The organism is Paenibacillus sp. EB106-05-06-XG162 (assembly GCF_058791655.1).
Genome location: NZ_JBYTDT010000002.1, coordinates 421,258 through 446,632, shown reverse-complemented (window position 1 = coordinate 446,632; position 25,375 = coordinate 421,258). Strand labels below are relative to the sequence as shown.

Below are 25,375 nucleotides of genomic sequence, written 5' to 3'. Positions count from 1 at the left end.
TTACGCTTCATCCTCTTCTACGAACTGGACTTGTCCATCTTCCAGTCCAGCAATGCGAACGAGGGATTTCAAGCGATAGCCCGCTTCGATGAGGTTCTTCCCACCGGGCTGGAATGCCTTCTCAATCACAATACCGATTCCCGCAACGCTCGCTCCTGCTTGCTCGACGATACGCGCTAGACCGAATGCCGCTTCCCCATTGGCCAAGAAGTCGTCGATGATCAGCACGCGATCCGTTGCATGGATGAATTTTTTGGATACGGTCACTTCATTCGTCTCTTGCTTCGTAAAAGAATAGACCTTCTCTGTGAAGATATCTTCGCGAAGTGTTAGTGATTTCTGCTTGCGTGCAAAAATTAATGGAACGCCTAGCTCTAATGCCGTCATGATCGCAGGCGCAATCCCTGAGGATTCAATCGTCAAAACTCTGGTCACGCCCTGCTCTGCGAATAGTCGAGCAAATTCCTTGCCCATCTCCTGCATGAGCACAGGATCCATCTGATGATTCAAGAACGAATCTACTTTCAAAACTTGATTATTGAGTACGATGCCATCTGAGATGACTTTATCACGCAGCAATTTCACAATGGTTCCCCCCGTTATTTGTACACTATAAAGTAGAAGTATACCGCATAATTCGACATGGTGAAAGAGGATTCGTTCGGTTTTTGACGGTATTTTCTAGGATTACCTTGTTTTAAACAAATCAATTACACCCTATAATGTTAATATTGGGATTAGCTAGTATGGGTAAAGGAGAGATTGGATTCAATGAAAATTATGAAAGAATTTCGAGAATTTGCCGTTCGCGGGAATGTCATCGATCTTGCAGTCGGGGTTATTATTGGGGGAGCATTCGGTAAAATTGTAACTTCGGTCGTCAATGATGTCGTTATGCCACCGATTGGACGATTGCTTGGTGCGGTAGACTTTAAAGATTTATATATTCCGCTTGAGGCGACCAAGATGATCAATGGACATGAGGTTAGCACACTCAAAGAAGCAAAAGATTCAGGCATGGCCGTCATTGCTTATGGTCAATTTATTAATGTACTTATAGAGTTCCTCATTATTGCTTTCTGCGTCTTCATGCTGGTCAAAGGGATTAACATGCTGAAGCGTGAACAGAAAAAAGAAGAAGTGGCTGCAGAGCCAACAACGAAAGATTGCCCTTATTGCTATTCTTCGATTCCGGTACAAGCTACACGCTGCGGACATTGCACATCACAATTGACGAAGACGGAGCCTTCTGCGGGAGTATAAAGGAGATACGAACGGCATGGCGGCAATTACAAATGCGAAAGATGAAGAGCTATTCGATATCTATGACGAAGCCATGAATCATCTCGGCGTGGCGGCGCGGTCCGAAGTACATGCGAAGGGCTACTGGCATCAATCCTTCCATTGCTGGATCGTTAGCGGCGAAGGCTTGGATCGTCAAGTCTTATTCCAGCAGCGCAACGCGCTGAAGGACACGTTCCCGAATTGCTACGATACTACGGCAGCAGGGCATCTCGCAGCCGGGGAGACCGTGCGTCAGGCAGCGCGAGAGCTCGAAGAAGAGCTTGGCCTCACGGTCGCGTTCGAAGCGCTCACACCGCTCGGGGCGGCGCAATACGAGAACACCGGCGAAGTGCGCGGTGTTCCATTCATCGATCGCGAGTACTGCCACCTGTTCGGCGTACGCTGCGATCAACCCCTCACTTCCTACCGCCTCCAGGCGTCGGAAGTGGCTGGGCTCTACCAAGCATCGCTGCGCGAGATGCTTGAACTGCTCGCTGGCGCGCGCGAGTCGGTCGACGCGCGCGGCATCGCGTTCCCGCAGGGGCGAGCGGCCAGGCCAGCTCGCCCCTGCGGGGGCGGAGAGCGCCGACGGCGTGACGGCGCTCTCCGCCTGCAGTGTACGCCTCGGTCGGCACGACTTCGTGCCCCATGGCGATGCCTATTACGAGCGTGTGCTGACGGCATTAGCCGCGCTCTAAACAACGAAACCCCGCAAGTGCCCATGAATCTTAGGCCTTTGCGGGGTTTCTATATTATCTTACGCGAGCATAGGGCTCGCTGCGTTCGAGATGCGGTATGCCTTTGTCCTTCGCGACTTCGCGGTCAATAGCCTGAATTCGCTCTAGCCAAGCCTCTGGCGTAACTTGGAGTTGACGTGCCTGAACCAATCGTTCGGCATGGTCATAGCAGGGATCATAACCGCCCAGTTTACGAATGACACTTATATATTGAACCACCAGCTCACGTGCTGCTCTTGCCGTAAATCCAAAGCCTGTCATCAATGCATTGACAATTCCACGTTCATAAGTGTTCAGTCGCACTTGCGTTTTCATGATAGACCCACCTTCCTCCTATATATATATTATATCCAACAAGACGAAGAAATGACTCCCATTTTTCTGACGAAAATACGACTTGATTGCCCAAATATAGCGAATCTAGTCTTCTGCCTCGCATCGACCTCGTAATTTGGTCATAGAACCATTGAGCGTCTCTATTTAATTGTATCGCTTCCTGCATGATTTTACCAGTGTCACTATCCGCCATCGGTCCAATAATAATATCCGGGTGCTGTGTGCAAGGATCCTGTCCTTTCACATCGGCATTGCGGTGCGCCATGATGAACTCGGCCCATGCGATCGAATCGCTCAAGAAGATACGGGGTTCGATGTCCACCGGCATCGCCAGCAGCTCGATCTCGAGTACGCAAGCTCGCACTTGGCTTAGAACGGAGCTTCGCGATATTTTATGCGCCCATCTTCTCGCTTGTGCTGCAGAGATCGTGGTATAGAAGCCCTCTCCGAAATCGCGTCCTGGACGCCAATACTGACTATTCAGCAATTTATTCTGAAAGGATGGCACGTATTGATCCGTCGTACCGTGATACAACCTTTGCGGTGTGATGATATTCATCCGGCAACCTCCTGATTGAACTAAACTCGTCATTTAGTTCCATATTCCATAGAGGATGCCAATATTCCTTTATTTTCCTAATCATCGGCTTTTGATCACGAGGTATTTCAAGTTGCAGATTCGACATCGAATCTTGCGTTCACCCTCGAAGTCCGGTACTCATTTAGGTTTTGCCTAAACTCCGTTCCTCCTTCTTCAGGTTCTCACAACCTTCTCGGTGCTGAAAAGCCGACTTTTTGAACAAATAAGCTATTTCACATTCACGTGACCGCTCTGAAAATATTTCCGGTAAATGCCCTCGAAATTCGCTCCGAACCGTTCGCGAATTTCAGGCCCCAGCTCATGCTCCACTTCAAACAACACCAGCTCTTGCGCGAAATGATTTAGCAGCAGCTCCAGCAGCGCCGGATGTTCCGTCACAACCGCTTTCGTCGGGATCTCTTCCCCCCGCATGCCGAGCATGCTCCATTTGCGGTCAATGACAATCGAGAATTTACGCCCTGGGTGCAGGTCCGCCATCGATCCATCCCCCTCTAACGAGGAATGAAGCTGAAGCTGCATTCTCCGAAGCCTATGCTCCTCCGCGCTGCCTACTACAGACCAGAAGACTTTGACGCCGCGCTTCTCGGCTTGCTCTAATTCTTCCCGGAACAGCGTTGCCTCCTCGGCCCAGACATCCACAATAATCTCTTGCTTCGCCCGTCCCAGCTCTTGCCGAACGCGTTCAATAACCTTCTTCTCACTATCTAGACTATAAAACTCCGTCACATCACTCGACTGCTTCGGCATCATCTGTTCAACATGACGAATGGAATTCTGCAATTGATCCCCGATCATACGTGTCAGTTCTTCCACACGAAGCAACGTATAATGCGTTGGCTCCCCCTTACTGCACAGCACAAACCCATGATCCACCAGCTTCTGCAAAGCGGCATATACATTCGAACGGGATACACCAAGACGCTTGGCTACTTCATAGCCTGACATCGAGCCTTGCTCTGCAAGGACGATAAGCATTTTGGATTCCATCTCCGTAAAACCTAACACTTTTAAATGTTGTACTAACTGCTCCATCATCCTTATGTCCCCCAACTGTTCCATGTCCAAGAAATTATATCATATCGGACAAGGTTCGAGCGAAAGTGATAGATTCTGCAGGACGGGAGTGCTCAATTTGGTTATAATAGGTAGAAACGACTACGTCGCAAGTAACTTTATATTCATATTTATCAAAATACATGATTTATTCAATGGAGGTAGAAGCATGGGATTGTTCTCGTTTATTAAAGGCCAGTTCATTGAGGTCATCGAATGGATCGACCAGACCGATGAAGTCGTACATCAATTTCCGGTATATGATCATGCGATCAAAATGGGAGCGAAGCTGATCGTTCGGGAATCCCAAGCAGCTATTTTCCTAAATGAAGGGCAGATTGCCGATGTGTTCAGTCCTGGAACCTACACACTCAGCACGCAGAATATGCCCTTACTCACCGCGCTGAAATCCTGGAAATATGGCTTCAACTCCCCATTCAAAGCCGACGTCTATTTCGTAAATACCCGGAACTTCACCGATCAGAAGTGGGGAACTCAGAACCCGATTATTGTGCGTGATGCGGATTTAGGCGCCGTACGGTTACGTGGTTTCGGGAGCTATGCTTTTCGCGTACAGGATCCTGCACTCTTCTTAAAAGAAATTTTCGGCACGCAACCTTCCTTCAGCCCCGATCAGATTGGCGGATATCTACGAGCCATGATCATCTCGGGCGTCAGCGATCTGTTAGCCGAATCACGCATCCCAATTATGGATCTTGCGCTGCATTACGATGAGCTTAGCGAGGCAACACGCTCGAAGCTTGAACCGACGATTAATAGGTATGGGCTGTCCTTAACCGGCTTCTTCATCGAGAATATCTCTTTGCCAGAAGAGGTTGAACGCATGATCGACCGTAAATCTTCCATGAACGTCGCAGGGAACCTGGATCAATATATGAAATTCCAAGCGGCCGAATCGATCCGGGATGCGGCGAACAATCCGGGCAATGGATTGGCCGGTGCCGGGGCTGGGATGGGTGCAGGGATGGCGATGGGGCAAATGTTCCAACAAGCGATGAATACACCTTCCAGCGCACCGAATCTGCCGCAAGCGAGTGAACCGGCGCAGCCCGCCGCTGCGAGCCAAGAGCCTTGCGGTGCCTGCGGCCATGGCATGAAGCCGACCGACAAGTTCTGCCCGGACTGCGGTACACCTCGTCCCGAGAAGAAATTCTGCTCCGAATGCGGTCAGTCGCTTGCCTCCGGCGTGAAGTTCTGTTCCAATTGTGGAAATAAGGTATAGGAGGAACGACATGGCTGCATCAGAAGCACCGATTCGATTTCCATGCAAGAGCTGCGGGGCGCAGATGACATTCGACACGGAGAGCCAGCAGATGAAATGCGGGTATTGCGGCACGCTGACCCCGATCGCCCATGGCGAGGAGGAAATCCACGAATACGAGCTCGATTTCCTCGATGATTCCGACGCTTCGCGCATGGACTGGGGCACCGAGCAGCAAGTCGTCAAATGCGAGAATTGCAGCGCTCAGATGCTTATCCCTGCGGAACAGACCGCTGGACTCTGCGCATTTTGTGGGTCGCCGAAGGTGCTAGCGCAGGGCGATCCAACGGGGATTCGGCCCGAATCGCTTATGCCTTTTCACATTTCCAAAGATGAAGCCAACATCGCTTTTCTTCAATGGAAAAAGAAGAAATGGTTCGTACCGAATGCCTTCAAGAAGCTAAATACGCGCTCGAACGTCTCTGGAATCTATATCCCTTTCTGGACATTCGATGCAGATACCGAGTCCTCTTATTCGGCAGAACGAGGCGTGTACCATTATCGGACAGAGACGCGTACCCGTGTCGTCGACGGGAAGACGGAGACATACACCGAGCAAGTTCGCTATACCGTATGGCATTGGACGAGTGGCGATTATGATCGTTCCTTCGATGATATTCTTATCCCGGCATCTCATCAGCATGATACGAACCTGCTCGATCGATTCCAGGATTTCGGTTTAAAAGAGCTCATTCCTTACCAGCCGGAATACTTGAGCGGGTTTATCGCGGAACGGTATACAGTCCCTCTGCGTGAAGGCTGGGATGAGGCGGCATCTCGCATGGATGACCAGCTGGAGCGCGAAATCCGGGATGAAATCGGCGGGGATGAGATTCGGAATCTGAGCATCTCGACGCGCACGTCCAACGAGACCTATAAACATATCTTACTGCCATTATGGAACGCGACTTATACGTATAAGAAAAAAACCTTTCGATACATGGTGAACGGCGAGACCGGTAAAGTATCAGGCAAGGTGCCGCGCAGCGGCTGGAAGATTACGTTCTTCACACTGTTCTGCATTCTAGTCGCCTTAATCCTGGTAGCCGTATTTGCTCAACAAGCACCACCAGCCTGATAAGACAAAGAACACCATGGGTTTGCCCATCGTGTTCTTTTTTTGGCTGCGTCTATATTAATCGATTAAACTCAAACCAAACCGCTTCATCTCAATAAACACACCTTCCAGCTGCTTCCCTTTCTCCGTCAATGTATATTCCACCCGTGGCGGTACTTCCGGATACACCGTGCGCGTCAGCAGACCGTGATGCTCTAACTCTCTGAGTCTGAGCGCTAGCGTCTTCGGACTAATGCCGTCCATCGATTTCAGAATGTCGCTGAACCGCATCGTGCCTTCAATCAATAAATCATGCAGAATTAAGAAGGTCCATTTCGTCCCGATCACATCAAGCGTTTTTTCAATGGCACATGTTTTGCCGAACGGGGCTTTGGTTAAAATAAGGTGTTCTGATCCATCCAAGGGGTCGCCCTCCTCTACTTATTTTCGCGCTTTTACCTGAATATATCACAATACTTCCCTAAGGGAAACTATATGTAAAAAATATCACTACTTCCTTTTTTAAAGTTGTTTATTTATAATTCAATTACAGCAGCTGCGAGTAAAAGAACCTCATTCCAATAGATACAAAGGAGAGAATACCATGCCACATTTAACCACATCATTTAGCCTGAAAGGCCTTGAGTTAAAAAATAGAATCGTCATGCCGCCGATGTGCCAATATTCCGTTGAAGCGATGGACGGTACACCGACAGACTGGCATTTTGTCCACTATGTATCCCGCGCCGTAGGCGGAACAGGACTCATCATTATGGAAATGACGGATGTTGAACCCGATGGACGAATTTCCAACTACGATCTTGGGTTATGGTCGGATAATCAAATTCCAGCTTATCGCAGAATTATCGATGAGGTGCATAAATACGGCACGAAAATCGGTATCCAAATCGCCCATGCCGGACGAAAAGCGATGGATGCGCTCGTTCCCGTCAGTTCTTCAGCCATCCCGGTGACAGAGAAAGATAAAACCCCTCGTGCGCTCACGACCGATGAAGTAAAAGAGATGGTCAGCAAGTTCCAAGAGTCTGCGCGTCGTGCCGTCGAAGCTGGCGTGGATACCATTGAGATTCACGGTGCACACGGCTACCTCATCCATCAATTCCACTCCCCTGCGCTCAATCAGCGTACGGATGAATACGGGCAAGATTACGCAAGATTTGGCGTCGAAATTATTCGAGCGATGAAAAGTGTCATGCCAGCTGACATGCCGCTCATTATGCGCGTCTCCGTGATCGAATACATGGACGGCGGTTATGACATCGACCATATGATCGAGATTTGCCGTCAATATCAAGAAGCTGGCGTTGATCTCTTCCACATCTCCACGGGTGGCGAAGCGCCTGCGGGCAGCAAGAAGCCAGGTAACTATCCTGGATATCAAATTCCCATGGCGCGCACGATTAAGGAAGCGTTGAATGTCCCTGTCATTGCTGTTGGGATCCTCGATGATCCGATGCTGGCAGAAGCCACTGTAGCGAATGAAGATGCCGATCTGGTCGCTGTAGGCCGCGGCATGCTGCGGGATCCTTACTGGGCGCTGCATGCGATGCAGGCGGTATCGAAGGATGTCGCACCTCCGAAGCAATATGTAAGAGGTTATTAATTTTCGAGAAAAAGATTCGAAAAGCACAAGAGATAGCTTCGGCTAATCCTTGTGCTTTTTTTGTGGCGTATAGATAAACTCTTGTGCAACAATTTTGCCAGGATCACGTCCATAATTATAATATTCCAAATTAACCCAGAGGACGATGATCATGAGAAAATGGTTGTGTATGATTCTTGCAATCGCCGTAGTATTAAGCTTGAACACGAGTATCTTCGCCGCTCCCGCCTCAATGCCTTCAGCATTGGACCCGCAAGGTGATATCGCGAGAATGTATCGTGTGAATCATGAAATGAAATTTGATCTGCAAGGAAAAAGTGCGCTGCTCGATGGGAAATCCATTGCGATCGATAAGCCAATCCTTAAGAACGGACGTGTTTACGTCTCCCTCCGGACACTCGGGCGTACCGGTGCAGGCGTCGTTTCATGGAGTCCAACCAAACAAACCATTCGAGTGATCATGAATAAGGAAATCAGACCGCCGTTTCAAGATCTCATGTTCCGCATTGGCTCTGATCGTATTTATTTGGACGACAAAAACACCTTGTTGGATGAAAAGATCCCAAAGCCGTTCATTTCAAAAGAGACCACTTATATTCCTGTCAGCGCCCTAAAGTGGCTTGGAATCTCGGTCAGCGTCTCGGACAATACGATGAGCTGGGCTTGGAGCAATAAAATCATTGAAGTTCTTATACCGCATTGGGAAACGGATCAATCCCAAGCAACATTCACGATGCTCTATCAACAGGATATGTACACTCCTCAATACATGTATACAGAGAATGGAGGGGGATGGTCAGGCGAGGCTGGTAAGGTGATTGCAAAAAATATCTCGATCGACGGACGAATCTATAATCGTATGCAATTGACCGCAGATCTTAAACCAAGTATGAATGTCCTTCTGCTGACTGCTGTATCCGTCGGTGAGAAGAAGATTACGGTGATGCGCAAAGTTGCTGATCCGTCAAAGGTTCCTGTTCAAATCACCAAATCATTCGACGATCGTGAAAATCTCTCTTTCACCCAACCGACAAGCGGATATTTTCATGTGAAACCAAATGAGAAAATCGAATTGTCTGGAGATATTCTATTCGAGAACGATCAATTCGATAAACTCACCGTACAGGTGCTGCGATATGATGATAAGTCTGCTGATTCGTATCAAAGTTATCAACAAATGCAGCAATTCGAGATTCCTATCAAGAACCAGAAGTTCTCCGGGTCCTTCACCTTATCCCAGAAAGGATATTACTACATTCAGGTTCTAAGCCCTAAATACATCCCTACGACCGAACATGGGCCTGCTATGACCACATGGGCATACATATTCGTCGATGTGGAATAGAACAGCAAGAGCGGAGTCTCTGGATACGACCACAAGTCGCCCTAGAGCTCCGCTTTTTTACATGCCAACAATCCGTCTCTATGTTATGCCATATGAAGCAAATGTATCAGACCAAATCCTAGCAGTGAGAGCATGATTGAGCCGATAAGACCTGCGCAGAACGACTTTATTCCGAAGCGTCGAAATGAACCAAAGTCTACACTTAACCCCAGCCCCGCCATCGCCATGGCGATGAGCATATAGGCAATGACCACGATGAAATCCGCGACCGCCGTCGGGATGATCCCAAGCGAGTGGATTCCACTCACGGCTAGAAACCCTACAATGAACCACGGAATCGGGATCGAACGCCATTCGAATTTCCCTTGATCCCCACGCTGCTTCCGTTCTAATCGACTCGCTACAATGCCAATCACGATCGCTACAGGCACGAGCAGAGCAACACGCGTCAATTTCTCAATGACGGCCAGATCGACTGCCGCTTTCCCTCCTGGTGCCGCCGCCGCAATCACGTGAGCAATCTCATGCAGCGTTGCCCCCGAGAACACGCCGTATCCTAAATCAGATAGTCCGAGAACCGGGTACAACAATGTATAAGCTAGCGTAAAGAGTGTCCCGAGGATTGCCACGACCGCTGCTGCAATCGCTGTCTCTTCTTCTTTCGCCTTCAACTGAGGAGCGATCGCAACCACCGCTGCAGCCCCGCAGATCGCCGAACCACATGCCGTTAGAATGCTCAGCCTCTGTTCCACTTTGAAGAGTCGTGCGAGTCCATAGACAACCGGGATGGTAAATAGAATCACCACAACAGCTAGCAAAAGAACTTTCGGCCCCGCATGGACAAGGTCAACAAGATTCAATCGCATCCCTAGCAAAATAATCCCAAAGCGAAGCAGTTTTTTACTCGAGAAGTTCGTTCCAACGGCAATGCGTTCCGGCATGACGATCATTGATCGCAAGACCATCCCGATCAGTAATGCAATAACGAGCTGGCCCATAATATTTAAGAATGGGAGCGCCGATAACCATTTTGCCACGATAGCAATTACAAATGTTAATCCTATCCCAACCATAAATCCGAAAGGTATTTTTCTTTTTTGCTGAACAGCAAGAATTTGTGCTTGTTCCATGCTGTATACCCCCTGTCTATATATCGCATATTTCACGTGCTGAACGCTCATCTATAGCTTCAACTATAAGCTTCGGCTAGCGTAATGTGAAATACCGATATGCTATGTGTATCATTAGTAAAACTTATGATAGAGACAGGAGGACGAGTTCATTGATAATAAATAGACGATTTATCCCAAAAAAGAAGACAGCCTTCGCTGCCTCCTCATCACCGATAATTAGATTAAATCGTCATACATCGTTGCTTCGTGCTTCTTCGGCCAATGTGCTCCTCTTTCCCAAGCGAGAACAAAAGGCTCTCCATGCTTAAGCTCATTCTCAGGAATCTGCTCTAGATTACCGAATACTCGCTCAATCGAGAAGATCTGCGATTGGTGTGCACGTAACGCTTCCGCTTTCATGGGCCAATGCGGTTCCACCGAAATCTGTAGTGTGACGCCATCTGCAGTTCCACGCATCGCAAATGGAGCATTGTAATATAGCTTCTGAACACTCGGGCAGCGCCCGCTGAAAATCGCTTCATTCGTCGCATGATGAATCGCGACATGATCCAAATGACCGCTTATCCCATCTTCAGGGAATGTCACTACAACCGCCAACTGATACCTATGGATAAAATGGACGATATGCTCCACAAGCTCTTCTCTCGGAACATCTTTTAGCTTACCGTCTGGGTAGCCCAAATGCTGAATTACCGTAAGCCCCATAATATCACCGGCTGCGCGAAGCTCTTGTTCACGCAATACCGCAAGCTCTTCATGCGTCATTTCCCCTAATCGGCCGGTCTTCCCCGCATCGCCACGCGTGGCGCAGAGCAGTACGGGTTCGCCATCTTGATCAGCAAGCTCCCGTATGAGGGAAGCACACCCGAATGTCTCATCATCGGGGTGCGCATAGATAAATCCTACTTTAGGCTTTGTCATCCGACGATTCACCCTCCCTGTATCTCTAGATATTTCATTATTGACGATAGATCCATTATACCTCTTGAATCACACTGTCGACAAAACTTCTCTAGGAGAAAGGCTTCATTGCTCGAAATAGTGCTGGCAAATAAACCGAAGGCTTCCGCCTCCGGTCTTATCGATCGTTCTATTTGCATTTCTTCGAATATTCGTCAACCCAAGCAACCGTCTGCTCTAACGCCTGCTCGGCACGCGTGATCGCAGCTTCCACTTGAACCGTTGCCGTACCGCCGTATACGTTACGTGCATTCACCACTTGCTGCGGCTGCAATACCTCGTAAATTCGATCATCGAACAAGTCTGAGAATTGCTTAAACTCATCCAAAGACAAGTCGAGGAGATATTTGTTGTTCTGGATACAGTACAACACCGTCTTTCCAATGACTTCATGCGCTTGACGGAATGGAAGTCCCTTGTTTACGAGGAAGTCCGCAATGTCTGTCGCGTTCGAGAAGTCTTGGTTCACGGCTTGGCGCATCCGGTCTTTGTTGACCTTCATCGTCTCCACCATCGGCGCGAACAATTGCAAGGCACCTTGCATCGTACGAACAGTATCGAACATGCCTTCTTTGTCTTCTTGCATATCTTTGTTGTACGCCAGCGGCAACGATTTAAGGACCGTTAATAGGCCGAAAAGGTTACCGTAGACACGTCCCGTTTTGCCGCGAACCAGCTCAGCAACGTCTGGATTCTTCTTCTGCGGCATAATGCTGCTGCCAGTGCAGAATGCATCATCCAGCTCAACAAAATGGAACTCAGTACTCGACCAGAGGACTAGCTCTTCACAGAAGCGTGACAAGTGCATCATCACCATCGAAGCATTGCTTAGGAATTCGATGATAAAATCGCGGTCACTTACAGCATCGAGGCTGTTCTCGTAGACACGATCGAAGTTCAATTGCTGCGCTACGAAATGACGGTCAATCGCGAACGTCGTACCCGCCAGTGCACCTGCACCTAGTGGAAGCACATTGATACGTTTGTAGCTGTCTTGTAGACGTTCAATGTCGCGTTCGAACATCGAGACATAGGCCATCAAGTGATGTGCGAACAGAATCGGCTGCGCCCGCTGTAAATGTGTATAGCCCGGCACAATCGTATCGAGATTGGCTTTGGCCTGCGTCAATAGCGCTTCTTGCAATTTACCCAATAGCCCGACAAACTCGACGACCCGCTTCCGTAAATACAAGTGCATGTCCGTCGCCACTTGGTCATTCCGGCTGCGTCCGGTATGCAGCTTCCCGCCGACCGGTCCGATCTCATCGATCAGGGTCTTCTCGATGTTCATATGAATATCTTCGTCGGAGACGGAGAATTCAATCTCGCCACGGCGAATCAAGCCTTGTACTTTAAGCAAGCCTTCGCGGATTTTCTCCACATCTTCCTCTGGCAAAATGCCGCATTTGCCGAGCATCGTTACATGCGCCAGACTGCCTTGGATGTCCTCCTCCGCCAGTTCTTTGTCGAACATAATGGAGGCTGTATATTCTTCTACCAACTGATCGGTCTGCTTCGTGAAGCGGCCGCCCCATAGTTTACTCATGATAAGAATCCCCTTCCGTTCGCGAAGGGGTGTGGAGTTGAAATCTATAAATCCTATGGACCTCTACCGCAGCACTGTCTCTTTCCGTCGCTGTTGAAATCTGAAAATTTTGATTGGACTGTTTATTGGACATTTTCAGATTTCAAAGGCGAGCGTTTCACTCTCCAAGAGCCAGTGCTGCTTACGAGGTTAATAGGATATAGATAAAAACTCCGCCCCCATCGCTCTCTCCATCTTAGCGCTTCGCGCTTTGCTCCACGCCGGAGCCTACTTTTAGACGCAATGCATTCAGACGGATAAAGCCTGTCGCATCCGCTTGATCATACGCTTGTGTTGGATCTGCTTCCATCGTCGCGATATCCGGGTTGTACAAGCTCACAGGGCTCTTTACACCTGCGCCGATCACGTTGCCTTTGTACAGCTTCAGACGAACGGTACCCGATACGTTACGTTGGCTCTCTGTTACTAATGCTTGTAATGCAAGACGCTCTGGCGCGAACCAGAAGCCGTTATATACGAGTGTTGCGTATTTGGAGATCAAGGAGTCTCTCAAATGCATCACATCACGGTCCATCGTTAAGGATTCCATTTTGCGATGTGCTGTGAACAAGATTGTGCCGCCTGGTGTCTCATACACGCCACGGCTCTTCATGCCGACGAAACGGTTCTCGACCATATCCACGCGTCCGATGCCGTGTTTGCCGCCGATTTCGTTCAACTGCTCCATCACTTGCAATGGGCTAAGCTTCTTACCATTGATCGCAACACAATCGCCTTGCTCGAACTCCAGCTCAATGTATTCAGCTTGATCCGGTGCATCCTCAGGGGACACACTGAGAACGTACATATCTTTGTTCTCTTCAGTGCTTGGATCGAACCAAGGATCCTCCAGCATGCCGCTCTCGAAGCTGATATGCAGCAAGTTGCGGTCTGTGGAGTACGGTTTCGCTGCCGACGCTTGAACCGGAATGCCGTGCTTCTCCGCGTATGCGATCATTTCTGCACGACCTGGGAATTGGTTACGGAACTCTTCGGAACGCCATGGCGCGATTACTTTGATCTCAGGCGCGAGTGCCGCCGCCGCTAATTCGAAGCGCACTTGGTCGTTCCCTTTGCCTGTCGCACCGTGTGCGATGGCCGTTGCACCTTCTGCACGAGCGATCTCAACCATACGCTTCGCGATCAACGGACGTGCAATACTCGTGCCGAGCAAGTATTGACCTTCATATAACGCACCCGATTGGAACATCGGATAGATGAAGTCTTTGGCGAACTCTTCCGTCAAATCATCGATGTACACTTTAGAAGCACCTGTCGCTAGCGCTTTTGCTTCGAGTCCATCGAGCTCATCTTTTTGTCCGATATCTGCCGTGAATGCGATGATCTCCGCGTCGTAAGTTTCTTTTAACCATTTCAAAATAACGGATGTATCCAGACCGCCCGAATAGGCCAGTACGATTTTTTCTTTTGCCATTGTCCATTCTCCCCCATGATTACAAAATTTCTATAGGATCGCCGCCATAACCGCTTTCTGGGCATGCAGCCGATTTTCTGCTTGATCAAAAATAATCGAGTTCTCTCCATCAATGACACCCGCACTTACTTCTTCTCCGCGGTGTGCTGGCAAGCAATGCATGAAGAGATAGTCCGGCTTCGCATGCTTCGCAAGCTCTTCATTCACTTGGAAGTCCTTGAACGCAGCTTCGCGCTCTTGCTGCTCCGACTCAAAGCCCATGCTCGCCCATACATCCGTATAGATGACGTCTGCATCTTGGACCGCTTCCTTCGGATCGCGCGTAATCACGATTTTGGACCCGGTAGTCGCCGCGATATCCTTCGCTTGGCTAATAACCGTCTCATCCATGTCATAGCCTTCAGGCGATGCAATGGAGATGTGAATACCAAGCTTCGCTGCGCCGATCATCAAGGAATGCACCATATTGTTGCCATCGCCAACATAAGCCATTTTCAGCCCCGCAAGCTTGCCCTTGTGCTCCAGGATTGTCTGGTAATCCGCTAACGCCTGGCAAGGATGCGATAGATCCGTTAAAGCATTAATCACCGGAACAGTAGCATAACGCGCCAGATCAATAATCGTGCGGTGTGCAAATGTACGGATCATGATACCGTCCAAATAACGAGACAATGTCTTCGCGGTATCGTGAATCGTCTCACCGCGGCCCATTTGAATATCGTTTTTGCTCAGGAACAATGCTTGCCCGCCAAGCTGATACATCCCAACTTCGAACGAAACGCGTGTCCGCGTGGATGACTTCTCGAAAATCATCCCGAGCGTTTTACCTTTCAGCGGTTGATATACTTCACCGTTCTTCTGCTTCTTCTTCAGTTCGATTGCTAGATTAATCAGATAGCGAATCTCTTCGGAAGAAAAATCGCCTAGGCCGAGAAAATCCCGGCCTTTCAAGTTAATGCCAAGTTCTTGTGTCGTACTCATATCTATCACTCCTGCACCAATTTCTATTGTTTCACCGCAGCCTTTGCGGTTAATAGTTCATTTAGAATGTTAACGGCTGAATCGATTTCTTCACGAGTGACGAGGAGATTCGGCAATAACCGAACGACATTCGGTCCTGCAGATACGGTAAGTAGACCCTTCTGCTGTGCTTCCGAGATGATAGCCGCTACCGGCTCAATACATTCAATGCCGATGATCAGACCTTTTCCGCGAATGCCGCTCACATACGAATTCCCTTCGAGCTTCTCTTGCAATTGCTGCATTAAATAGTCGCCCATCTCTGCAGCACGTTCCGGTAAGCTTTCATTTACGATCGTCTCAAGCGTTGCAATCACCGCAGCCATCGCAATTGGCGTTCCGCCAAAGGTAGAAGCATGGCTACCTGCCGTAAAAGCATCACGCAAGTAAGCTTTGCCAAGCATCGCACCAACCGGGAACCCGCTGCCGAGCGCCTTAGCCAATGTGAAAATATCCGGTTCAATGCCGTAGTGCTCATAGGCAAATAACTTGCCCGTACGACCAATTCCGGTCTGAACTTCGTCAATAATGAGCAGTAGGTTATGCTCTTTGCACAGCTTCACAATGTGCTGTACGAACGATGGTTCTACAGGAACGATGCCGCCCTCCGCTTGCACCAATTCAAGCATGATCGCACAAGTATGCTCGCCAATCGCGCCTTCCAGTGCCTCTGTATCATGCATCGGTACATGCTTGAAGCCTTCTGGCAGAGGTAGGTATCCGTCTTTCACTTTATCCTGTCCCGTCGCCGTTAAGGTTGCGAGCGTACGTCCATGGAAGGATTGCGTGAATGTAATCACTTCATACCGTCCATTCCCGAGCACTTTCTGATGATAACGACGAGCTAGCTTTATCGCTGCCTCGTTCGCTTCCGCACCGGAGTTGCAGAAGAAGACTGCGTCCGCGCAGCTATTCGCCGTAAGCAGCTGAGCTGCTTTTTCCTGATTCGGGATCTGGTAAATATTCGACACATGCCACAATTCATCTAACTGAGCAACCAATTTCTCCTTCACCTGCTTCGGTGCATGCCCCAGACCATTTACGGCGATACCGCTCGTAAAATCAAGATATTTGCGACCTTCCTGATCCCAAACATAGCTCCCTTCTCCCTTGACCAAGGAAATTGGGTATCTTGCATAGGTTGGAAATAAAGCACTCTGTACCTGTCCTTGACCTTGTTCCTGCGTTCCACTCATCGTAAATTCCTCCTCTCAAATTGCCTTCCCTATTCGTAGCATCATCTATTTATGCGGTCACAATTCGCGTTCCAATCGCTTCACCGTGCAATGTTCGGCTTAGTACGTTAGGCTCTGCGCCATTCACAATAACAACTTCTTTCACATCCCCTTGGATACATTGCATCGCAGCGCGGACTTTTGGGATCATTCCGCCATATATTTCACCGGTTGTAATCATCTCTTCAATCTCAGCTACCGTAATCTTCGGCAGGACCTCGAGTTCACCATTGATTTTCTTCATAATCCCAGGGACGTCCGTCACGACGATCATCTGTGCCACGCCAAGATGTGAAGCGACAGCCCCAGCGGCCGTATCGGCATTAATATTGAAGCGCTGCGTACCATCCACCGAAATCCCGATCGGAGCGATTACCGGCATATAGCCCATACCGATAATGCCTTCGATGATTTCTGCTTGGATACCAACGACATCCCCTACGAACCCAACCTCAGCCGCATTCGATACGGGTACCGTCTGCATCAGGCCGCCATCCACACCCGAAAGCCCCAACGCTTTCGCACCGCTCTTCCCGATTTTACGAACAATTTCCTTATTAATCTGCCCCGCAAGTACCATCTCAACGACATCCAGCACCGCATCATTCGTCTTGCGTAATCCGCCGACGAATTCCGTCTCGATCCCGAGCTTCGTCAGTGTCTCCGAGATTGCCGGACCGCCGCCATGCACAATAACGGGAATCATGCCGTCCGCTTGCAGCCTGCGTAAGTCCTCAAAGAATGCATCCGGCAACGCAGCCAGTGTGCTGCCTCCGCATTTCATGACAAATCGTGTATTCATCTGTTTCGTCATCACTCTACTGTCCTCCGTGCCTACGTCCGATATGCCGCATTAATGCGAACATAATCATACGTTAAATCACAGCCCCATGCTGTCGCGACACCTTCGCCGTTGTTAAGCGCAACGTGAATGGTCACGGTATTGCCTTTTAAATATTCAAGCGCGTTATCCTCATCGAAAGAAACCGGTCTTGATTGCGTTAGTACCGTAATATCGCCGAGGCGAATATCTACGGTCTCTGGATTGACAGGTTCGCCTGCACGGCCCACCGCCGCAATAATCCGTCCCCAGTTCGCGTCTGCACCGAATACCGCCGATTTCACGAGGCTAGAACCAATAACCGTCTTGGCAATCGCCCGTGCGGATTGATCCGATACAGCGCCGCTCACGTTCACCTCAACCAGCTTTGTCGCCCCTTCGCCGTCCCGCGCAATCGCTTGAGCCAAGTGTTCGCACACATGGCGGAACGCTGCCGCATAAGCGTCCCAATCCGGGTGATTCGACTGAAGTGTCTCATTGCCCGCAAGACCGCTTGCCATCGCCACGAGCATATCATTCGTACTTGTATCGCCATCTACCGTAATCATATTGAATGTGACATCCGTCGTCAGACCGAGCAGTTGCTGCAAAGCAGCCTGATCAATCACCGCATCTGTCGTCATAAATGCCAGCATCGTTGCCATATTCGGATGAATCATGCCTGAACCTTTCGCCACACCCGCAATATGGACTGTCTGTCCGCCAACTTGCACGGCAACACAGATTTCTTTTTTCACCAGATCCGTCGTAAGAATCGCTTGGCTAAAATCTTCCGCACCCGCCGCATCACTGGATAGACGGGCTGGCAGTTGTGTAATTCCCGCACTCACACGGTCCATCTTAAGCAATTCGCCAATAACGCCAGTCGAAGCAACCGCGACATAATGGTTCGGAACGCCGAGCTGTTCAGCAATTTCATGACGCATTTGATATGCATCCTGCTCGCCCTGCTGCCCTGTGCACGCATTCGCGTTCCCGCTGTTCACGATAACGGCTTGCAGTTTACCTTCTTCCGCAATACTCTCTCGTGTTACTTTGAGCGGAGCCGCTTGGAATACGTTCGTCGTATAGACCGCCGCTGCCGTCGCTGGCACCTCACAGAGGATTGCCCCTAGATCATTCCGTTCCGTCTTCTTCAATCCGCAATGCAGGCCCCCTGCTCTGAATCCCTTCGGGATGGTAACCGAACCATGCTCCACCACCGTAAAATGCTGTACGCCCATGTCTCTTCTCCCCATTTCCTTAAAATGCGTCTTCAAAAAGTCGACATTTCAGCACCGAGAAGGTTGCGAGAACCTGAAGAAGGAGGAACGGAGTTTAGGCGAAACCTAAATGAGTACCGGACTTCGAAGGTGAACGCAAGATTCGATGTCGATTATGCTTCTTGAATGTCTTCGTGATCAAATGATGACTTTTTGAACTACCTCTTGTAGCTGTACGTTATGGATAGACAGGCGTGAGGGAGAGTCCTAACGTCTCATCCCAGCCCATCATGATGTTTAAATTCTGTATTGCTTGCCCTGCAGCGCCTTTGACAATGTTATCAATGACCGAAATGATCGTCACGCGTCCCGTACGCTCATCGACGGAGAAGCCGATATCGCAATAATTAGAGCCGTAAACTTCCTTCGTTGCCGGCCATACGCCTGCTTCACGAACACGAACGAATCGTCGTCCTTCGTAATACTGCCTATACAACTCGACCAGTTCCGCTTCGGTATGCGTTCCGTTCAATGTGGCATACATCGTCGACATGATGCCGCGCGTCATCGGTACCATATGTGTCGTAAACGTCACCGTCACGGGCTCCCCTGCCACCTGACTAAGTACCTGCTCAATTTCTGGTGTATGTTGATGTTTGTTGATTTTATAAGCTTTGAAATTCTCATTAATCTCTGCGTAGTGCGCCATTAGGCTTGTTCCTCGTCCTGCACCCGATACGCCCGATTTGGCATCAATAATGATGCTCTTCGGATCGATCCACCCTGCCGCTACAGCAGGAATCAAACCAAGCAACGTTGCTGTTGGATAGCACCCTGGATTCGATACGAAATCAATCCCCTCGACCTGATCTCCGAACACTTCGCTGAGCCCATAGACGGCTTGCGCCAACAACGCTTCATCCGCTGGCGCGTGTTTATACCATTTCTCGTAGACTGCGCCATCTTTTAACCGGAAATCACCCGATAAATCAATGACCTTCAGACCCGCTTCAAGCAATTGCGGTACGAGCTTCGCACTCACCCCATGTGGCGTCGCTGTGAATACAACATCGGCTTTATCCGCAATAAGTGGGATATCCACCGCATCCAGTGAATCTGTAATAATCTCTGTCAAATGTGGAAAGCCATCCGATAGGCGCTCTCCGCTGCTAGATGATGAAATAACAGATGTAATCTGTACCTTTGGATGTCCGATCAAGAAACGGATCAGCTCTACGCCGCCATACCCCGTCGAACCGACTATCGCCGCGCGTAATGTTGTATTCATGGTTCATTCCTCCCCAATATGCCTCTATATGTCATGTGCAATATTTTCCATTATACATCTCGTAGACTTGCTTGGAAATGCTATCCGAATTTGAAATTACGTATCATTATACACCTCTATTTATATTTATACAACGGTTATTTTCGATGGCTTCGACCAACAAAAAAAAGCCGCAAAACCCAATCGTGGCAAGGCACGAACAGATTTTACGACTCTGATAAAATATGAATTATGTATGAAGTTTGAACCCTTCACCTAAGACTTCCTTCGTATCACTAATAATAACGAATGCGGATGGATCGACCATCTTCACTAGCACTTTCAGCTTACTCACTTCCGTCTGCGATAGAACGACCATTAAGATCTTGCGCTCTTCCCCCGTGAAGCCGCCTCGCCCGTCCAACTCGGTTAATCCGCGGTCTAAATCATTTAGAATCGCTTGCTGCAGCTTCTCTGCCTCATTGGAGATGATAAAGGCAACCTTGGAGACGTTGAACCCGGTCTGGATGGCGTCGATCGTCTTACTCGTTACGAATAGACCAATTAGTGCATAGAGCGCCTTCTCTGGCGATAAGAAGATTCCAGCGCACAAAATAACAATGCCGTCCAACATTGGTACAGCGAGATGGTAACTTAGCCCTGTAAACCGGTTGATCAACTGCGCGACCAAATCCAAGCCACCTGTTGACCCTCTCGCTCGATACACGAGTCCTAGACCAAGTCCGATCCCAAGTCCCCCATAGATGGATGCGAGCAATGGATTATCTGCCGTAGGCGTCGGCCAATCTTTCGTTAAGAGGATGAATAATGGAAGGATGAACGTCCCGACGAGCACCTTGAGGCCGAAATTTTTACCTACAAGCATGACGCCAATAATAAATAACGGGATATTAATGATCCATTGCGTATAAGCCGGCTGAATTCCTGTAAAGTGCTGCACCAGGATGGAGATCCCTGATACCCCGCCAGAGGCGATTTGATGCGCCAGCATGAATATGTTAAAACTCACAGCAATACTAAAGCTTCCGACAATGACAAGCGTATATTCAATAATGCCGAGTAATACCGGATGCAACGGTCTGACAATCCGTTCGTTCTTTTTTGTTATTTGGCTTGTGTTCATAGAGTGATCTGCCACAGAACCTACTGAATTGTTTGCTTACGCCGTGACAGCGATTGGCACCTCACTTATCTTAATCTACGTCCCAAAAATATTTTCTACAATTCATTTAGAGAATATACTGAATTATTCAATATACCTTCGTATCCCATTCTCTTAGCATACCATGAAATTAAAAGAGCGACGAGCCCTCATTGAGGAAGCCGCCGCTCTTCTTAAGTTTATTTGTACTCGAACTGAACAGAATTAGTTACTTGACCGTCTGGATTAACAATCTTGACATCAACAATACCTGCAGCACTTGCTGCTGGAGAGAAAACCCCTAACCTAGTCGCTCCATAGAATGAGAACATTTGAGCTTCTACACCGTTAAAATATACTTTAAGTCCATTAACAAAGTTGCTTCCATCAATATATACGACTGTTCTTCCGGCAAGAGGTCCGGAGTTTGGTGTAATCTTTGTAATTACAGGAGCTGGAACAGGCGGTGGCGCATCATAAGTGAATGTGCCAGTTGCTTTTTCACCTGTTGATGGATTTGTAATAACGATTGATACAGGACCACTACTCGTACTGCTTGGCGTAATGAAAAGTATTCGTCCACTATTATAGTAAGTGGTTACAGCCACTTGCTTTCCATTAACCGTTAATACTAGATCGCGATCAAAATTTTTACCATCAATATAGACGGCTGTTCCGCCACTCATTGGACCATGATTCGGCGTTATCACAGTAATGGCAGGGATCGCTATTTCATACGTATAGGCTTGAACTGCAGTTGCAGTTCCGCCATCAGGATTCGTTATGGTAATATCAACCGCACCCGGAGCAGCCGATGCAGGCACCTTCACGCGAATCTTGCCGCTTCCGTAATAGTAGTCAATAGGCACTTGTTGCGATCCAAATTGAACCTTGGCTTGTCCTTGGAAATTCGTCCCGCTGATATCAACGGTACCTCCACCGGCTAAAATCCCTTTATCCGGAGTTACTGCCGTTATAGTAACTGGCAATGGTGCTGGTTTAAAGTACGTAAAGCCTCCTGCAGCAACCACAGATAGATTGTCCGGGTTAATAATTTTCACATCCACGATTCCCTCAGTCGGCGACGATGGCGTTCTTACAAGGATCCTAGTGCTATTATAGAACGAAAGGATAGTAGCTTCATTATTACCGAAATAAACCTTTAATCCATTAACAAAATCCGCTCCATCAATATAGACGTTAGTACTTCCAGCGATTGGCCCATTATTCGGACTAATTGCTGTAATGGACGGTGCCTTTGGCGCAGGTGGTGCATTATAAGTAAATCCAGCCGAAGCCTTTGCAGACAGTCCATCTGGATTTACAATTTCTACATCCACAGGACCTGCAACGGTAGCCGTCGGTGACATGACAAGCAATCTACCACTATTGTAGAACGAAATAACCGTAGCTTCTTGTGAACCAAAATATACCTTCAACCCTTTTACAAAATCAGCACCATCAATGTAGACACTCGTCTTACCTGCTAGAGGTCCATTATCCGGTGAAATTGCTTTAATTGAAGGTGCCTTCGGGATAATCGGTGCTTCATAGGTATACCCAGCTGCTACATTTCCTTCTCTTCCGTCCGGGTTGACGACCTTCACATTCACTGCACCTGCCACTGTGGCTGGCGGAGCAGTGACTTGAATTCTAGTACTACCATAATACATCCCAATAGCTACTTCTTTATCACCAAAATAGACTTTCATGCCTTTATCAAAATCTTTTCCGTTGATATAAACAACGGTCCCCCCGACAAATGGGCCGCTGGTCGGAGAAATACTCGTAATAGCAGGGACAATCGGTGGAATCGGCAAATAGTTAAATCCGTTTTCCTTCATTACTTCTTGGCCGTCCGGGTTTACAACTTTTACATTGACAGGGCCTTCTGCTGCAACCGCAGGTGACGTGACTGTAATCTGTGAACCAGAGTTCAATTTAGCAATAGCCGCTTCGTTAGATCCAAAGTATACTTTGACACCTTCTAAAAATCCACTTCCCATAATACTAACACTTGTTCCGCCAGTAATTAATCCACTATCAGGGATAATACTTGTAAGTGTTGGAGCAGGCTTAACCGGTGCAGCCTTATATGTAAAACCGGCTGGGATGATTACTGTCTCTCCATCTGGGTTAACTAGCTTCACATCCACTGCCCCTGGTGTCTTACCAGTAGGCGTCAACACATTAAATCGTTTATCGGAATAAAACGTAAGTATCTTGGCTTCTGCATCCCCAAAGTATACTTTAGTCTCGGTACTAAATTTAGTACCATCAAAATATACGGCATCTCCACCTGTTAATTCGCCAATGTTAGGTGAGATGCTAGTAACCGTAAGTTTCACGACAACCGGCGCATTATAAGTAAATCCACCTGGTACTGTAACAGTCGCACCATCTGGGTTCGTTAACACCACATCTACAGGGCCTGAATTGGTAGTTGCTGGAGAGTTCACTTCAATGAGCTTTGTATTCGTATAACGTTTTATTGGTGCAACTTTGTCCCCAAACTTCACTTCAATTGCATTAGAAAAATAATTGCCTTCGATCAAGACAGATGTTCCACCTGCCAACGGCCCATTATTAGGCTTGATGGAGGTTACAACAGGAGCAGCCTTATAAGAATAAGGTATCGTAGCCATCTGATTATCCGTATTCTTTACAGTAACTGTTACTGTTGTTGCAACTGTACCTGCTGGAACTGTTGCAGTAATTTCATTTTTACTAATGACTTTGATATTCGTTGCTGTACCCGATCCAAATGTTACTGCAGCACCTGGTCTGAAATTATCACCCTTAATCGTTACCGTCTCTCCACCTTCAGGTTTACCAAAGTTCTGCTCGATCGAAGTAATGATCGGAGCAGAAAGCTTCACTTGTACAGAAACTGATGGAATCTCCTTTTGACGTGCTGCCCCAGCATAGTCTTTATATGTGATAATCGAAGCAGTTGTCGAAGCCTGGAAAGTACCTGCCTTGTTCGGGTCTTTCGGCTTAATCTTATAAGTAAACGATAATTGACTATTCTTTAACTCTTGGAAATTCCATGTTAATACGTTCCCATTGACCGTAGGTTTCGGTATATTTGAATCATACGAACCGGGAACAATATCGAATTCAGGTGATACAATGTCAGTTACTTGAACATTGTATGCACTTGCCATACCTATTTCCTTAACAATTGCTGCATAAATTTCGCTTAATCCTACTGAGCCTAACACAAAATGATGGTGAGCAGATGTCGTTGCCATTTCCTTCAACAATTTATTTGGCCCGCTCGTTGCAGGATCCTCATCTTTTTGAAGTAACGCAATTGTATAGAACACAATCCCTGCATCCTTTGCAGCCTGCGCTTTTTCCTTTGCATACTCGTATGCCGTACCTTTTGGCTCGGTTGCATCACCATCCGTCATAATGACGATAACCGGTTGAGCTTCCGGGCGATGGTTCTCAAGCTCCTTAATCGCTAAATCAATCGCATTTCCTGTTGCTGTTGCTCCATTTGCTTCAATGGATCCAATATAGCTCTTAGCAGCTTCTTTATCAGTCGTCAAAGGGAGTGATTTTGTTAAGTTTGCAGAACTAAAATCAACAACCCCAACGCGATGTTTAGTCATATCCATTAAATCGACAAAACCTTTAGCCGCATTCTTAGCAGCCAACATCTTATCTTCACCATGGTTGGGTTGGTAATCCGGCTTCATACTACCTGATTTATCAATGATCAAAATAACGTCATTCGGCATGACAACATTCACCGGAGGAGTCCCCTGGATGTTTAGCTTTACTTCCGCCTCCTGTTCTGTTGTAATTACCGTTGGATTTACGGTTTTCGATACGGTCACATAATCATTTGCAGCCGCATACGAAGTCGTTTGATAGGGTACCATCATCAACACAAGAAGAAGTACCATCATCATATTTACCTTCTTAAAAAAAGATTGCATACTTATCCTCCTTTTATTTTTTGCAATATAAAAAACAACAGCAAATGCCATTGTTTCTATCAAGTTGGAACCTGGCAATCTTTCAAATTTTTGAAAGACCCATGGCTTTGCGTCACTGCATCACTACAGTTTTGCTAACTTTTTCGATTGTCTTCGTTCCTGAGTCCTATTTTAGAATGGTACTTAGTGATCGAATAATAGAATAAAATTACACTTCAGTATTATTATCGGTTTTTTTTACAGATACTTTATGGGCAAATAGTAAA

22 protein-coding genes and 1 riboswitch are annotated in these 25,375 nt (G+C 48.0%); of the genes, 6 read left to right on the top strand and 16 right to left on the bottom strand.

Features of this window, described 5'->3' with window-relative positions:
- Window positions 1-585, bottom strand: coding sequence for a xanthine phosphoribosyltransferase (locus tag AC3WU2_RS07835; RefSeq protein ID WP_018754790.1), 585 nt, complete (start codon window positions 583-585; stop codon window positions 1-3).
- Between the two features lie 186 nt (window positions 586-771).
- On the opposite strand from AC3WU2_RS07835, the gene mscL reads away from it, so the two are divergent.
- Window positions 772-1,263: a large conductance mechanosensitive channel protein MscL gene (mscL, locus tag AC3WU2_RS07830; protein WP_379344623.1), complete on the top strand. Its 492-nt coding sequence runs from the start codon at window positions 772-774 to the stop codon at window positions 1,261-1,263.
- 16 nt (window positions 1,264-1,279) lie between these two features.
- Window positions 1,280-2,113 (top strand): NUDIX hydrolase, encoded by an 834-nt coding sequence (locus tag AC3WU2_RS07825; protein WP_492452905.1) that lies wholly within the window; start codon window positions 1,280-1,282, stop codon window positions 2,111-2,113.
- Here the strand turns inward: AC3WU2_RS07825 and AC3WU2_RS07820 are convergent.
- From AC3WU2_RS07820 to AC3WU2_RS07810, 3 genes are all read right to left on the bottom strand, one after another.
- A complete protein-coding gene (locus tag AC3WU2_RS07820) occupies window positions 2,037-2,336 on the bottom strand; it encodes a hypothetical protein (protein ID WP_018754787.1) in 300 nt (99 codons plus the stop codon). The two genes, AC3WU2_RS07825 and AC3WU2_RS07820, sit on opposite strands and share 77 nt — an antisense overlap.
- On the bottom strand, window positions 2,305-2,916 hold the full coding sequence (locus tag AC3WU2_RS07815; protein ID WP_018754786.1) for a DUF3990 domain-containing protein: 612 nt from the start codon (window positions 2,914-2,916) through the stop codon (window positions 2,305-2,307). Before AC3WU2_RS07815 ends, AC3WU2_RS07820 begins: the two co-directional genes overlap by 32 nt.
- A gap of 249 nt (window positions 2,917-3,165) precedes the next feature.
- A complete protein-coding gene (locus tag AC3WU2_RS07810; RefSeq protein WP_492453205.1) occupies window positions 3,166-3,990 on the bottom strand; it encodes a TrmB family transcriptional regulator in 825 nt (274 codons plus the stop codon).
- 190 nt (window positions 3,991-4,180) lie between these two features.
- Between AC3WU2_RS07810 and AC3WU2_RS07805 the strand changes: the two genes are divergently transcribed.
- Window positions 4,181-5,254, top strand: a complete 1,074-nt coding sequence (locus AC3WU2_RS07805) for an SPFH domain-containing protein (RefSeq protein WP_492452902.1) — start codon at window positions 4,181-4,183, stop codon at window positions 5,252-5,254.
- Window positions 5,255-5,264: 10 nt separating this feature from the next.
- Window positions 5,265-6,371 (top strand): TFIIB-type zinc ribbon-containing protein, encoded by a 1,107-nt coding sequence (locus tag AC3WU2_RS07800; protein WP_492452900.1) that lies wholly within the window; start codon window positions 5,265-5,267, stop codon window positions 6,369-6,371.
- Between the two features lie 57 nt (window positions 6,372-6,428).
- On the opposite strand, the gene AC3WU2_RS07795 is transcribed toward AC3WU2_RS07800, so the two are convergent.
- Window positions 6,429-6,773: a winged helix-turn-helix transcriptional regulator gene (locus AC3WU2_RS07795; protein WP_379344614.1), complete on the bottom strand. Its 345-nt coding sequence runs from the start codon at window positions 6,771-6,773 to the stop codon at window positions 6,429-6,431.
- Between the two features lie 181 nt (window positions 6,774-6,954).
- On the opposite strand from AC3WU2_RS07795, the gene AC3WU2_RS07790 reads away from it, so the two are divergent.
- Together AC3WU2_RS07790 and AC3WU2_RS07785 are read left to right on the top strand one after the other, a co-directional pair.
- Window positions 6,955-7,974, top strand: a complete 1,020-nt coding sequence (locus AC3WU2_RS07790; RefSeq protein WP_492452898.1) for an NADH:flavin oxidoreductase/NADH oxidase — start codon at window positions 6,955-6,957, stop codon at window positions 7,972-7,974.
- A gap of 151 nt (window positions 7,975-8,125) precedes the next feature.
- Entirely contained in the window at window positions 8,126-9,319 is a 1,194-nt protein-coding gene (locus AC3WU2_RS07785; RefSeq protein ID WP_492452896.1) for a stalk domain-containing protein, read from the top strand.
- 83 nt (window positions 9,320-9,402) lie between these two features.
- On the opposite strand, the gene AC3WU2_RS07780 is transcribed toward AC3WU2_RS07785, so the two are convergent.
- The 11 genes from AC3WU2_RS07780 to AC3WU2_RS07730 form a co-directional block, all read right to left on the bottom strand.
- The gene (locus AC3WU2_RS07780; RefSeq protein ID WP_492452894.1) at window positions 9,403-10,449 is read right to left on the bottom strand and encodes a YeiH family protein; all 1,047 of its coding nucleotides are present in this window, start codon (window positions 10,447-10,449) and stop codon (window positions 9,403-9,405) included.
- 219 nt (window positions 10,450-10,668) lie between these two features.
- Window positions 10,669-11,373 carry a PIG-L deacetylase family protein gene (locus AC3WU2_RS07775; RefSeq protein WP_492452892.1) on the bottom strand — a complete coding sequence of 235 codons (705 nt, stop codon included), beginning with the start codon at window positions 11,371-11,373 and terminating at the stop codon, window positions 10,669-10,671.
- 169 nt (window positions 11,374-11,542) lie between these two features.
- Entirely contained in the window at window positions 11,543-12,958 is a 1,416-nt protein-coding gene (gene argH, locus AC3WU2_RS07770) for an argininosuccinate lyase (protein WP_492452890.1), read from the bottom strand.
- A gap of 235 nt (window positions 12,959-13,193) precedes the next feature.
- On the bottom strand, window positions 13,194-14,432 hold the full coding sequence (locus AC3WU2_RS07765) for an argininosuccinate synthase (RefSeq protein WP_492452888.1): 1,239 nt from the start codon (window positions 14,430-14,432) through the stop codon (window positions 13,194-13,196).
- 30 nt (window positions 14,433-14,462) lie between these two features.
- Entirely contained in the window at window positions 14,463-15,413 is a 951-nt protein-coding gene (gene argF / locus AC3WU2_RS07760) for an ornithine carbamoyltransferase (RefSeq protein WP_492452886.1), read from the bottom strand.
- Window positions 15,414-15,436: 23 nt separating this feature from the next.
- Window positions 15,437-16,648 (bottom strand): acetylornithine transaminase, encoded by a 1,212-nt coding sequence (gene argD / locus AC3WU2_RS07755; protein ID WP_492452884.1) that lies wholly within the window; start codon window positions 16,646-16,648, stop codon window positions 15,437-15,439.
- A gap of 49 nt (window positions 16,649-16,697) precedes the next feature.
- Window positions 16,698-17,489 carry an acetylglutamate kinase gene (argB, locus tag AC3WU2_RS07750; protein ID WP_492453203.1) on the bottom strand — a complete coding sequence of 264 codons (792 nt, stop codon included), beginning with the start codon at window positions 17,487-17,489 and terminating at the stop codon, window positions 16,698-16,700.
- A gap of 32 nt (window positions 17,490-17,521) precedes the next feature.
- Window positions 17,522-18,751: a bifunctional glutamate N-acetyltransferase/amino-acid acetyltransferase ArgJ gene (argJ, locus tag AC3WU2_RS07745; protein ID WP_492452882.1), complete on the bottom strand. Its 1,230-nt coding sequence runs from the start codon at window positions 18,749-18,751 to the stop codon at window positions 17,522-17,524.
- Between the two features lie 217 nt (window positions 18,752-18,968).
- Window positions 18,969-20,018, bottom strand: coding sequence for an N-acetyl-gamma-glutamyl-phosphate reductase (gene argC / locus AC3WU2_RS07740; protein ID WP_492452880.1), 1,050 nt, complete (start codon window positions 20,016-20,018; stop codon window positions 18,969-18,971).
- 229 nt (window positions 20,019-20,247) lie between these two features.
- Window positions 20,248-21,141 carry a YitT family protein gene (locus AC3WU2_RS07735; RefSeq protein WP_492452878.1) on the bottom strand — a complete coding sequence of 298 codons (894 nt, stop codon included), beginning with the start codon at window positions 21,139-21,141 and terminating at the stop codon, window positions 20,248-20,250.
- A 218-nt stretch (window positions 21,142-21,359) separates the two neighbouring features.
- Entirely contained in the window at window positions 21,360-25,172 is a 3,813-nt protein-coding gene (locus tag AC3WU2_RS07730; RefSeq protein ID WP_492452876.1) for an IPT/TIG domain-containing protein, read from the bottom strand.
- Window positions 25,172-25,255, bottom strand: a riboswitch (cyclic di-GMP riboswitch). It overlaps the preceding gene by 1 nt.
- Window positions 25,256-25,375: the final 120 nt, after the last annotated feature.